The 12,905-nt window shown below is 32.8% G+C and carries 14 protein-coding genes; 6 read left to right on the plus strand and 8 right to left on the minus strand.

Going from position 1 to position 12,905, the window contains the following annotated elements:
• The first annotated feature begins 179 nt into the window (after positions 1-179).
• Positions 180-683 carry a DUF4446 family protein gene (locus tag PHP06_05690; GenBank protein ID MDD3840049.1) on the plus strand — a complete coding sequence of 168 codons (504 nt, stop codon included), beginning with the start codon at positions 180-182 and terminating at the stop codon, positions 681-683.
• A 59-nt stretch (positions 684-742) separates the two neighbouring features.
• The gene (locus PHP06_05695; protein MDD3840050.1) at positions 743-1,036 is read left to right on the plus strand and encodes a YkuS family protein; all 294 of its coding nucleotides are present in this window, start codon (positions 743-745) and stop codon (positions 1,034-1,036) included.
• 4 nt (positions 1,037-1,040) lie between these two features.
• On the opposite strand, the gene yyaC is transcribed toward PHP06_05695, so the two are convergent.
• Together yyaC and PHP06_05705 are read right to left on the minus strand one after the other, a co-directional pair.
• On the minus strand, positions 1,041-1,607 hold the full coding sequence (yyaC, locus tag PHP06_05700) for a spore protease YyaC (GenBank protein ID MDD3840051.1): 567 nt from the start codon (positions 1,605-1,607) through the stop codon (positions 1,041-1,043).
• A gap of 833 nt (positions 1,608-2,440) precedes the next feature.
• Positions 2,441-2,692: a hypothetical protein gene (locus PHP06_05705; protein ID MDD3840052.1), complete on the minus strand. Its 252-nt coding sequence runs from the start codon at positions 2,690-2,692 to the stop codon at positions 2,441-2,443.
• Between the two features lie 281 nt (positions 2,693-2,973).
• On the opposite strand from PHP06_05705, the gene PHP06_05710 reads away from it, so the two are divergent.
• Both PHP06_05710 and PHP06_05715 read left to right on the plus strand, forming a co-directional pair.
• A complete protein-coding gene (locus tag PHP06_05710) occupies positions 2,974-4,074 on the plus strand; it encodes a DUF5711 family protein (GenBank protein MDD3840053.1) in 1,101 nt (366 codons plus the stop codon).
• A gap of 24 nt (positions 4,075-4,098) precedes the next feature.
• The gene (locus tag PHP06_05715; GenBank protein MDD3840054.1) at positions 4,099-4,803 is read left to right on the plus strand and encodes a CvpA family protein; all 705 of its coding nucleotides are present in this window, start codon (positions 4,099-4,101) and stop codon (positions 4,801-4,803) included.
• A gap of 613 nt (positions 4,804-5,416) precedes the next feature.
• Here PHP06_05715 and PHP06_05720 read toward each other — a convergent pair.
• Positions 5,417-6,262 (minus strand): ParB/RepB/Spo0J family partition protein, encoded by an 846-nt coding sequence (locus PHP06_05720; protein MDD3840055.1) that lies wholly within the window; start codon positions 6,260-6,262, stop codon positions 5,417-5,419.
• 1 nt (position 6,263) lies between these two features.
• Positions 6,264-7,043: an AAA family ATPase gene (locus PHP06_05725; GenBank protein MDD3840056.1), complete on the minus strand. Its 780-nt coding sequence runs from the start codon at positions 7,041-7,043 to the stop codon at positions 6,264-6,266.
• Positions 7,044-7,256: 213 nt separating this feature from the next.
• Between PHP06_05725 and PHP06_05730 the strand changes: the two genes are divergently transcribed.
• Positions 7,257-7,553, plus strand: coding sequence for a hypothetical protein (locus tag PHP06_05730; GenBank protein ID MDD3840057.1), 297 nt, complete (start codon positions 7,257-7,259; stop codon positions 7,551-7,553).
• 20 nt (positions 7,554-7,573) lie between these two features.
• Positions 7,574-7,843: a TMEM165/GDT1 family protein gene (locus PHP06_05735; GenBank protein ID MDD3840058.1), complete on the plus strand. Its 270-nt coding sequence runs from the start codon at positions 7,574-7,576 to the stop codon at positions 7,841-7,843.
• Here the strand turns inward: PHP06_05735 and noc are convergent.
• From noc to mnmE, 4 genes are all read right to left on the minus strand, one after another.
• The gene (gene noc, locus PHP06_05740; protein ID MDD3840059.1) at positions 7,830-8,684 is read right to left on the minus strand and encodes a nucleoid occlusion protein; all 855 of its coding nucleotides are present in this window, start codon (positions 8,682-8,684) and stop codon (positions 7,830-7,832) included. The two genes, PHP06_05735 and noc, sit on opposite strands and share 14 nt — an antisense overlap.
• 176 nt (positions 8,685-8,860) lie before the next feature.
• The gene (gene rsmG / locus PHP06_05745) at positions 8,861-9,559 is read right to left on the minus strand and encodes a 16S rRNA (guanine(527)-N(7))-methyltransferase RsmG (GenBank protein MDD3840060.1); all 699 of its coding nucleotides are present in this window, start codon (positions 9,557-9,559) and stop codon (positions 8,861-8,863) included.
• A 27-nt stretch (positions 9,560-9,586) separates the two neighbouring features.
• Entirely contained in the window at positions 9,587-11,479 is a 1,893-nt protein-coding gene (mnmG, locus tag PHP06_05750) for a tRNA uridine-5-carboxymethylaminomethyl(34) synthesis enzyme MnmG (protein ID MDD3840061.1), read from the minus strand.
• A gap of 10 nt (positions 11,480-11,489) precedes the next feature.
• Entirely contained in the window at positions 11,490-12,881 is a 1,392-nt protein-coding gene (gene mnmE / locus PHP06_05755) for a tRNA uridine-5-carboxymethylaminomethyl(34) synthesis GTPase MnmE (protein MDD3840062.1), read from the minus strand.
• Positions 12,882-12,905 lie beyond the last annotated feature (24 nt).

The raw sequence follows: 12,905 nt of genomic DNA on the forward strand, positions 1-12,905 counted from the left end.
GCCAGCAGGATATTTCATTTTTTTTATTGAATATATATATAATTAAGTTTAAAATACAATATTAGGTAGTATTTATGCAGGAAGCTTAAAATAAATAAACTTCGAAACAAAATAACGTGTCCAAAACAAAGGCACACATTCGATTATTTGATCATCTACTAAAAACTGGAGGTTTTGATATGGACTTCATCTTCAAAGTTATCCAAGAGAATTGGCAGCTTGTACTTCTCTTGTATTCATTTATTATATTATTGCTAATATTTCTCGCTGTATCTAATTCTATAACTTGTTCCATATATAAAAAAAAGTATAAAAAACTTATGCGAGGATTAGACAATAAAAATTTAGAAGTTCTTTTAAACAATCAACTTGATAGGATAGATGAATTTCAAAAAAAGTTATCGGTAAGTGAACTAAAATTAAATGTTATAGAAAGGGACATGGATACATGTATACAAAAGATAGGAATAGTGCGTTATGATGCCTTCAACGATATTGGCAGCGAATTAAGTTTTTCAATCGCATTGCTGGATAATAGTAATTCCGGATTAATCCTTACAGGTCTTCGTACACGAAACAGCTCAACTCTATATGCAAAACCTGTAAAATATGGCAAATCAGAATACCCCTTATCTGAAGAAGAGCTAAAAGCAATCGCTGATGCGTTAAACTTAGAGATTTGATCATCAGCGATACATTAAACGCCTCCTTACAGCGAATACTATAATAGGGAGGTGTTTTTATGATAATTGCAGTGCAACCTGAACTTGAAAAATTAAAAATTGAATTAGAAAACAAAGGTTATGTTGTGGTGGAATTTGGGGAATACTATGGGCATATAGATGCTATAATTTATCATCAACAAGATGACACTGAGGGACAATTGACCCAATTGATATCTAGCACCTTTAGGAATGAAAATATTCTTTCTAATGACTCCAAACATGTAGGAGCAATACTTATAAACGCATATAAAAAAGATATAGAATACATTGACTATATATTATCCAATAGATTATATAGTCCGCTTTTCTGAAAAACTACAAAAGATTTTCTGTTCTAATGATTTTCCATAAATTGTATTCTATCCCATGGGTGATGATATCTGCCATCCGCATCACCAAATTTAATCGAGTGTTTTGCAATATAATATATTCCATAAATCCTCCTATATTAACTATCCCTATTATATGCATATTCCCTACAGGAGGTAATTTTTTATTCACCCCAGCACCTGGCCTTATGGGCCCTTCTCCTACTGCTATATAACCCACTCTGTTTCCTTTCCCTAAACATGCATCTATAGATATTACAAAGGGATTGGAATATCGGGATTCTATATCCAGTATATGATGCTGCAAATTTTTAGCATGTACAGGATTATCAAGGGTTCCTAGTATATGTACATTTTTATATTCAATATCCTCGAGTTTATATCCAATTAAAGGACCTAATGAATCTCCGGTGGATCTATCAGTACCTATGCATAAAATTATGATATCCTCATATCCGATAAATAGTTTATTAAAATAATGTTCAAAAGCACGACAGAACTTTGTTTTAGGGTTAGGATCTTGTATATTTACAGATATTTGGTTTTTTATCATTTCGCTCCTCCATTATTTTACTTTCGGCACCAACCTGCTTTTCCTATCATATGTTTTCCTTGTCAGTTTTCCCTTAATATATATGTTTAATTCATCAACTGCACCCTTGAAACTTTTTCTAATAATAGGTATGATGCCTTTAATTCTAATACTGGATATCTACGTCCATGATAAAACTGATATTATATAGTATTCATTTTTATTGAGTTTAATTCATACATTTTAAAAGACTATCAATATAGTTAACTGACTAAAATGATAAAATCTAATTTTACGAAAGGTTATCAGGCATTAAAATTTAAATGTTTTTAAATAGGAGTTTGAATTATGGAAAACAAAGGTGTTTTAAAGGTATCTAGTTTGATAATAGGTTCTATAGTAGGAGCCGGCTTTATCACCGGAAAAGAAGTTATTGAATTTTTCTCTTTGTACGGAAAGTATGGCTTATATGGGGCTGCATTCATCTGCTTTCTTTTCTTTTTGCTGATATCTTCTATCCTAATCTATTCAAAAAAGAATAATATTGATAACTTCCCTGACTTTATTTCATCAATCACTAGTAAAAAAGAAAGAGTGCTTATAGATGTGGTTATATATTCCTTTTGTTTTGCTGTATATTGTGTAATGCTGTCGGCAAGTGGCGCCCTTTTTTCACAGTTTTTATCCTTCACTTATTTTTACGGTATCTTTTTTATTAGTGTGGCTTGCTTTTTATCTTTTATATACGATATAGAAGGAATATCAACGATAAATTCAATAATAATTCCCCTTCTTTTGATAGGCACAATACTGATTTGTTTACTCTATACTCATAAAATGTCTTATAAAACCACTTATAATATACAGTCCTCTTGTTCATGGCTATTAAGTGCTGTTTTATACTTGGGATATAATAGCATACTAGCACTAATAATTTTACCTTTCTCAGCAAAGTTTATTTCAAATACATCTTCGGCTTTTTGGATTGGCATATTGAGTTCTTTATCACTGTTCATATTGCTATATTTATTGATATCAGCAACTTCATTAAGTCCTCTAACCATTAAAAACCTCGAAATACCAATGCTTGCTATCTCTTCCCTCATGGGGAAACCCTTCAAGTTTTTCTATATTGTACTTCTACAAATAGCAATTTATACTACCGCCTTATCTTCCGGATATGCATGTATATTTAAAATAAGCCATAATTGGAGTATAAACAAAGTTTTTCTTTCGTTCTTGTTCTGCTTTGCGTCTATACCTATCTCATTGATAAAATTTTCTGTTTTAATAAAATATCTATACACTTTATTTGGTATAATAGGAATTAGCATAGTATTACTATTTTTTATAAATATCTTACGAAAGAATAAGAAGGGATCTGGATATGGCAAAAAAATCTTTTAGTATACCTTTTAAAATATTAATAGCTATTGTCCTGGTCGCTATAGCATACGGGATATTTGTATCCTTCCAACCCCTTATTTCATCTTTTATTATTGATGTAAAATCACCTAAAATAGTAAATAAAATACAAAAAGAAAATGGTGTATCATACTTTCTATGTGATGATATTGTTTTATCTTATGATGAGGGAAATTTGAGTTTCATTGATATGAAAACCTTAGACGTATCTTCTGCACAAATTGCTGTGAGCGATCCAAAATTTTATCCTGTAGATGAGGGAGTGTTTGTATCAGATAAGAATAGCAATGCATTACACTTTTTAGATAAAAAAGCCCAAATAATATGGACAAAGAAATTCGACTTTAATATATTCGATGTGAAATCTATACAAAAGAATATTTTGGTACATCTTATAAAGGACAAGCACGATAAAATAGAAATTTTTTCACCTAAGGGAAAGCTACAGCACTCTATGTTTTTTATCGATGAAACTATAACTGATATTTCATTTAACCAATATGTAAACAATCTACTTATATATACTATATATACTGAACAAGGAAAGATTGATAACAAAATATTCGTCTATGATAATAATTTTGAACTAAAAAATCTAGTGAATATCCATCAGCCTTCATTTAAAACTATATTATTAAATGAAGACAAAATTATTACTATTGGTAAAAGAAATATTATGTGTTACAATAAAAATAATCAAATTTTATGGCAAAAAGAATATTATTCAAGAAATATAGATAAGCTATACAATTATGGGAATTCTATAGCTTTGATCACTTCCCCATTAAGAAAAAGCAATATAATAGACAGCTCAGATTACATAATTTTTTTGAATGAAGATGGGAAGCAAACGGGAGAATTTAAACTTCCAAATCAGATTGTTGATATTTCTTTTGCAAAAGATTTAATATTGATTTGGGAAAAGAGAAAGTTCTGTATACTGGACCCTTTTGATTTAAATATGAGGGAATTTGATATTAACGAGGATATATTATCTATGAATGCAACTAAAAACATGGTTATCCTTGAAACTTCTGATTATATCTACGCATTTAAAATATAACACTATATTTCGGAGGTCAATAATATGAATGCTTTAGATTTGTTGGCAATTGCTGTTATTATAATAAGCAGCAGCATTGGACTCTATGAAGGATTTATCGTCTCCTTCGCTGGGCTATTTGCCTTTTTTGCTTCTTTTATAGGAGCTTTGATTTTTTATCCTGTTTTTTCAAGATTCCTGCTTGCTAAAACCGGGATTACATCAATAATAGCCGATCTTTTAGGTAGCTCTGTAACACCTGCTGCAGAAATCAGCAACAGCAGCATAGATTCATTTGCTCCATCTAAATTTAATAATCTGCTCAACACCAGCGATCTCCCCAGTCCTTTTTTAGGGGTTCTTGAAAGGGATTTTGCAAACCAAGCATATAAAACAATGGGCACAAATCAGATAGGAATATTTTTATCAACTAGTATTTCAAATCTTATACTCAATATAATAAGCTTTTTGATTCTACTTTTGATTATAAGAATATTGATTGGTTTTATTATATCAGGTTTTAAATATATGACTAACATCCCTGTATTGAAACAATTTGATAGTTTGTTTGGACTCGCTTTTGGTTTTATAAGAGGTTTCTTCTTTAATTTCGTAGTCTTCGCATTACTTATAGTTGGACTTTCATTTGCGCCGATACCTCAACTATATGGATTGGTGGATAAATCTTATTTTGCAAAAATGTTTTATAATTCAAATATGATTATATCTGTATTGAATTCTATATTATAAAAAAATCTCGGGGTTTTACCCAAGATTTTTTTATATGCTCTACATTTCTCCTGCATTGACCCCTGCTTGATAATGCTCAATAAAACAAGTTCTACTTCCTATGTAAACCTTCATTGTAAAGTATATATTAAGCAAAAACATATCAATACCCCTTGCAAGATTCAATATATAGCCAGTTAATAGGACAACTCGTAAGGCATAGCAATTCGAAAGTGTATGATATCTTCCGGGCTCCACACTCTAGCGCACTATTTTATATATAAATCCTGAATATATAGTATAGCACATTAAGTCGCAGCTCCGGGTATCATATACTCCCTCAACAATAATTTGGGTTAAACCACCAAGCAGGGACTTGTATGCAAGATGAATGAAGTGCTCATAAATATTTGGCTAATAAAACTTGGCAAGCGTAATACAGAAAATGAAGTGAGTCGTAGTTTTATCTAAATATTTATCGCATGAAAGGTCTTGCACACAAGTCCCGTAGGTAGCTGATGTCACATTAATAAAGACAGCAGTGCAAGGTAAACAAACCGTATATAGATATTCAACCAAAAATCTTGGTTGGCAGCATGATATAAAATAAGGAATGTTCCACGTGGAACATTCCTTATTTTATATTGTTGAGTATTTCATATATCCTCTCAAAATCATCATTGTTATAAAACTCTATCTCTATCTTCCCTTTTTTCTTTCCCTTCACTATGTTCACCTTGGTTCCAAATAAATTACCAAACTCCTCTTCTATTCCAACTATATGTACATCCTTCTGTCTTGCTGGTTTGCTTTTTTTCTCCGATTCCCTCTTGTTCATATCTCTAATAAGCTTTTCAACATCTCTTACAGTTAAATTTTCTTTTGTTATCCTTTGCGCAATCTCTCTCTGTATCTCTTTGTTGCTGATAGCTAAAAGCGCCCTCGCATGTCCATAGGTTATCTTTTCCTCTTGAAGATATTTTTTTACAACATCATCTAAAGACAAAAGCCTCAATATATTCGCAATAGATGGTCTGCTTTTTCCTAATGTTTTTGCAACCTGTTCTTGTGTCATGCTGTGTTTTTTTATCAACACATTGATGGCCTCAGCTTGTTCAATTGGGTTTAAATCCTGTCTTTGCAGATTTTCAATAAGGGAAACCTCTAGTGTTTGCTGTTCATCCATCCTTTTAATTATTGCGGGCACTTTTTTGATTCCTGCTGCTTTTGATGCTCTCCATCTCCTCTCCCCCGCTATTATGACATATCTATTCCCGTGGGGTTTTAATATTATAGGTTGTACAAGTCCATGATTTTTAATAGATTGAGCAAGTTCTTTTAAACTATCTTCATCAAATTTTTTTCTTGGCTGATCTTTTCTTGGATCAATGCTGTAAATATCTACTTCTCTTATATCATCATCTTTTGCACTATCAGGGATTAAAGCCTCTAATCCCCTTCCCAATCCCCTTTTAGCCATTTTATATCACATCCTCATCATTGTCATACTCGATCAGTTCATCTGCCAAGTCATTATAAGCTTCCGAACCTGGACATTTTGGATCATAAATAGTTATTGGCATCCCGTGACTTGGTGCCTCCCCCAACCTTACATTTCTAGGGATTATAGTTCTATATACCTTGTCCCTAAAATATTTTTTCACTTCTTCTACTACTTGAATTGATAGGTTTGTCCTTGCATCAAACATGGTCAAAACCACGCCTTGAACATCCAATTCAGTATTTAGATGTTTTTGAACCAATTTTATAGTATTAATTAATTGAGTCAGTCCTTCCAGAGCATAATATTCGCACTGTATAGGTACCAGCACTTTATCTGCTGCCGTTAGCGCATTTATTGTCAGCAGCCCTAGGGAAGGAGGGCAATCTATAAGAATATAATCATATTCTTCTTTTATTTGTTCAATAGCCCTTTTTAATATAGTTTCTCTAGAAATCATAGATACCATCTCTATTTCTGCCCCTGCCAATTCTATATTAGAACAGACCACTGATAAATTATCTATATCTGTTTTTACAATTGCTTGTTTTATATCTTCTCCATTTATTAAAACATCATATATTGATTTTTCTACATCGTCCTTATCAATGCCCAATCCACTGCTTGTATTGCCTTGTGGATCAATATCTATTGTCAAAACTTTCTTTCCCCTCATAGCAAGACACGCACTCAAATTTACATTTGTTGTAGTCTTACCAACACCACCCTTTTGATTGGCAATTACAATTACCTTTCCCAAAGAACTCACTCCTTAAATTATCTTATACTCATTTATAATTATATTCCAAACTCACCTTTTCTTAAAGGGTAAAAACATTTTATTGTTATATCCTTGCATATTTAGAATATATATTTATATAGATTGTGTTTAAGGTAAATGAATTGCTAATAAATATTTGGATAGTAAAGCTCGGTGAATAGAATGAAGAATAAATAAAGAAGGATGGTAATATTGTATATCAAATCAACTTTAAAATCAAAAACTACATGTTTAGGAATTGCTTGGGCATTTTTTTCCTGGATACCACTTTTCTCCGATAAAACAATAATCTACGGATGGATTGTTTCACTGCCATCCAGCATAGCTTTAAATATAGAAAAAATGCTTTTTTCCAACTTTCTAACACAGATGCACTATGTATCATTCCTCATAAGCATTATCATAGGGGCATTATGTGGATACTCAATTGGGTCGCTATCAGCATTATCTTTTATAAAAAAAGCAAAAAAAAGAAAGGGTTGCTCATAAAAATTAGGGAGGTATTACTCATGTTTAAAATTTTTATTACAACTTTAGGTATAATATTTATGGCTGAATTAGGGGATAAAACACAGCTAGCCACCATGCTGCTAGCTGCTGAAAGTAAATCATGGCTTGCTGTTTTCTTAGGTGCTGTAACTGCTCTTTGTTTGAGCACTCTAATAGGTGTTTTTTCAGGCTCTATCCTATCTAAAACAATACCTACTACATATTTACAAACTGGAGCAGGTCTTGCCTTTATAATAATAGGGTTTTTACTTTTATTTAATAAAATTTAACTTTTTTGTTCTTAACACTTGACTTTGGTATCTTTATTATCACTTCAAAGAAATCTCCCTTATCCTCCTGCATGTATTTCGCTTCTAAACCTGCATCTTTCATTATCTTAACAGTTTTTTTAATAGTATTAAAAAAAATTCTTAAATCCTTGTATGCTCTTATTACAATTCTTTTGTTTTGAGAATCTTTGTTCTTCTCATATATCCTAGATATAGTTTTATCTATCAATTCTTCAGTGGTTTTAACATTGAGATTTTTTTCTATTATCTTATTTACTATCTCTTCTTGTAAATCTGAATCAGGAATCTTTAATAAAGCTCTTGCATGTCTTTCAGTTAAATTATGTTCTACTATCTTTTCCTTTATTTTCTCTTCCAACTTTAATATCCTTAGCTTATTAGCTATAGTAGATTGCTTTTTTCCAACTTTTTTTGCCAACTGCTGCTGTGTCATATTATAATCATTGAGAAGATTATAATATCCTTCAGCTTCTTCTAGGAAGTGAAGATCCTCCCTTTGCAAGTTTTCAATCAAAGCTATTATTGCGGAATCCTGATCAACAGCATTCATTACAATACACGGGATATACTTGAATCCTGCAATTTTACTTGCCTTAAGACGCCTTTCACCAGCAATGAGCTCATATGTATTTTTTCCAGTCTTTCTAACACTTATGGGCTGTAAAACTCCATACTCCTTTATAGATTCAGATAACTCTTCTAATCCAGTCTGTACAAATGTCTTTCTAGGTTGATATGGATTTGGTCTTATAAAATCTATAGGTATTTTTTCAATTGCTTGTCCACTTCGGCTATCCAATACTTCCTTTAAATTTAACATTACTATCCCCCCATATATATAGATGCCTAATCTATTGGCAATTGAATTAAAAACATATTTGACACCTATACTTATTTATTGTATTCGATATAAATTCTAATAATCCTTCTTATTTGATCAAATATTGTTGTATTTTTTTATATTTTTGGTTTATGGGGGGTTTAACGCATTTTTCTCTATTTTTCTGCTGCTATAGGGTATTTTTTCACTTTTGCTGGTTTTCTAGGGAATTTTGTCGGCGTTTGTTTTATCTTATCAATAGTTATTAACTTTCTTTCAATGTCTGTTTTAGGTAAATATATTTGAATAATGTCCTTGATTGATCCGCCTAAAATTTCAATAGCTTTTTTAGAATCATAATTCAACTCATTTTCAATATTTGGTCCCTTCTGACTTATAAAAACTCCTCCTAATTTGACCAACGGAATACAATACTCTGACAACACATCCAGCGATGCCACAGCTCTAGACACACACACGTCAAATCTCTCCCTGTACCTCTTATCTTGGCCAATTTCTTCTGCCCGAACATGTATTACTTCTATATCATCTAATTTTAATTGTGTGATTACCTCTTTTATAAAAACCGTCCTTTTTTTAAGGGCATCTATAAGAACCAGCTTAATATCGGGCACCGCTATTTTTAAAGGTATTCCCGGAAAACCTGCACCTGTTCCCACATCAATTAAACGAATATTTTCTCTTATATATCCCGTTTTTATTATAGTCAACGAATCTATAAAATGCTTATCAATAATTTCTTCTTCTTTCGTTATAGCTGTTAGATTCATTTTTTTATTCCATTCCCACAACATCATCTTAAAAGTCTCAAATTGATGCAATTTTTTATCATCCAAATCAATATCCATAAGCATGGCTTTTTGTTTAAATAAATTCTTCACTCATTTATCATCTGCCTTTTTTCTATTGATTTGCTCTATATAAACAAGCAATACCGACACATCGGCAGGGGATACACCCGATATCCTAGAGGCCTGTCCAATCGATCTTGGTCTTATATCAGCCAGTTTCTGTTTTGCTTCTATCCTCAAGCTTTTTATATCGTTATAGTCTATATCCTCGGGTATTATTTTATTTTCTAGCCTCTTATATTGTTTAACTTGATTCATCTGGCGTTTTATATAGCCCTCGTACTTTACTTGTATTTCAACCTGCTGCATAATATCTTCCGAAAGTTGATGGGGTCTTTCAACATCAATTTCTTCTATTTTTTCATAATTTAATTCAGGCCTTTTTAGCAAATCATATATAGTTATACCACTTTTAAGTTCTTTGCTCCCGCATTCAATCATTAATTTCTGGACCTTTTCATTTGGTTTTATTATAGTATTTTTTATTCTCTCCAATTCCTTATTAATGCCATTTTTTTTGTCTTTAAATGCCTTATATCTTTCATCATCTACCAACCCTACCTTTCTCCCTATCTCAGTCAACCGTAAATCTGCGTTATCCTGTCTCAATAAAAGCCTGTATTCAGCTCTTGATGTCATCATCCTGTAGGGTTCATTAGTTCCCTTAGTTACTAAGTCATCTATCAGTACTCCAATATATGCATCAGACCTATCCAATATCAAAGGCTCTTTATTTTCAATCTTTCTTACCGCATTAATACCGGCAATAAGTCCTTGAGCGGCAGCTTCTTCATAACCAGAACTTCCATTGATCTGCCCTGCTCCAAAAAGTCCCTCAATATCCTTAAATTCAAGTGATAATTTTAATTGTGTAGGGTCTATACAGTCGTATTCAATAGCATATGCAGTTCTCATGATTTCCACATTTTCCATCCCGGGCAAAGTTCGATAGACTTCTATCTGTACATCCTCTGGAAGGCTAGAAGACAATCCTTGCACATACATTTCTAAAGTATTCTCTCCTTCAGGTTCTATAAAAACCTGATGCCTTGTCTTTTCTTTAAATCTTACTACCTTATCTTCTATAGAAGGACAATACCTAGGACCTACCCCTTTTATCTGTCCTGAATACAAGGGTGATCTGTTAATATTTTTTCTTATTATCTCATGGGTTGTTTCGTTGGTATATGTTAACCAGCATGATATCTGTTGACGGTCCAACTTTCCACTCATAAATGAAAACGGTATAATTTTTTCATCTCCAGGCTGTTCTTTCATTTTTTCAAGATCAAGTGACCTCTTATTCACCCTTGCAGGTGTTCCTGTCTTAAACCTCATCAGCCTTATACCTAACTTTTTAAGATTTTCCGACAAATAGTTAGCCGGAAATAATCCATTGGGTCCGCTGCTGTAATTGACCTCGCCTATTATCACTCTTGATCTTAAATATGTCCCTGTAGCAAGTATAGCAGCCTTACATTTATATATAGCCCCTGTATTGGTTTTTATTGCAGTAACCTTACCATCTTCTACTATTATCTCCTTAGTTTCGGTCTGCCTTATTTCCAGATTCTCTTGTTTTTCCAAGGTTTTTTTCATCTGCTGCTGATACATGCTTTTGTCAGCCTGTGCCCTAAGCGAATGAACTGCTGGTCCTTTAGCCGTATTTATCATCCTAGATTGTATAAAAGCTTTATCGATATTCTTTCCCATCTCCCCGCCCAAGGCATCTATCTCTCTAACCAAATGCCCTTTTGCAGTACCTCCTATAGATGGATTGCAAGGCATCATGGCTACGCTGTCTAAGTTTATGGTAGTAATCAAAGTTTTAAATCCTAGTCTAGCACAGGCAAGTCCCGCTTCACACCCTGCGTGCCCTGCACCAACAACAACAATATCATAATCACCAGCTATATATTCCATCCGACCACCTCTATTTCCCTATACAAAAGTCTTTAAATATTTTATCTATAACATCTTCTTCTACAGTATCTCCAGTTATTTTGCCAAGATTCATCCATGTCTCCCTTATATCTATAGATATAAAATCTATAGGCAAACCGCTATTCAAAGTATTCATGGCTTTTTCCAAACTCTTCTCCGCCTGTTCAAGGGCTAGTTTATGTCTCATATTGGTAATCATCAAATCCTGGCCCATCTTTATTTCACCTTTAAAAACCATATCCGCTACAGCATCTTCAATGATATCCATCCCTATATTTTCCTTTGCCGAGGCTTTTATAAGAGACTTATCACCTAAAAATTCCTTTATTTCTTCAATATCTACCCTATAGGCAAGATCTATTTTATTTATTATTATAAGAACCTTCTTGTCTTTGATTATATCAAGTATTTTTCTATCTTCATCGGTTATCTTTTCAGATCCATCTATTACAAATATTATCAGATCCGCTTGCTGTATTGTTTCCTTTGTCTTTTGGACGCCTATTTTTTCAACCAAATCATGAGAATCCCTTAAACCGGCTGTGTCTATTATCCTCATCAATATTCCTTTTATATTAATATACTCTTCAATCAAATCCCTAGTTGTCCCAGGAACATCGGTAACAATAGCCCTTTGCTGTTTTAGTAATGCATTCATAAGGGAAGATTTTCCTACATTAGGCCTTCCTACAATAACAGTCTTTATCCCATTTTTTACCAGCATCCCTGCTTCTGATGTATCCAGCAGGTTTCTTATCTTTTTCAATACATCATCGATGCCGTATTCTAACTCTTTTAATGAAACCTCTTCAATATCCTCTTCAGGAAAATCTATATTAGCTTCTATTTTGGCCAGCATTTCTAATAGCTTATCTCTCATTTTTTTTATCTCTTTAGTAAGATTCCCTTGTAATTGGTTGACAGATGCAGATAAGGACATGTCTGTTTTAGAGCTTATTATATCCATCACTGCTTCGGCTTGTGAAAGATCTATTCGTCCATTTAAAAATGCTCTCTTGGTAAACTCGCCAGGCTCTGCTAACCTAGCTCCGCTTTTTAAAATACAGTCAAGGGTCTTTTTTACGCTCATAAACCCACCGTGACAGCTTATTTCTACAACATCCTCCATTGTATATGAATAAGGAGCTCTCATTATAGTCATCAAAGCCTCATCAATATTTTGGTTCCCATCCCTATCGATTACATAACCATAAGTTACCCTTCTTGATTTTATATCGCTAGATTTGTTACCACTTTTAGGTTTAAATACCATGTCTGCAATCTCTACAGCCCTATCGCCACTTATCCTAACAATCCCTATTCCCCCTTCTCCGGGAGGAGTGGCTATTGCAGCAATAGTATCCATGAATTCCAAATGCATCATCTCCAAATACTCTTTATGATA

Source organism: Clostridia bacterium (assembly GCA_028698525.1).
GTDB lineage: Bacteria > Bacillota > Clostridia > JAQVDB01 > JAQVDB01 > JAQVDB01.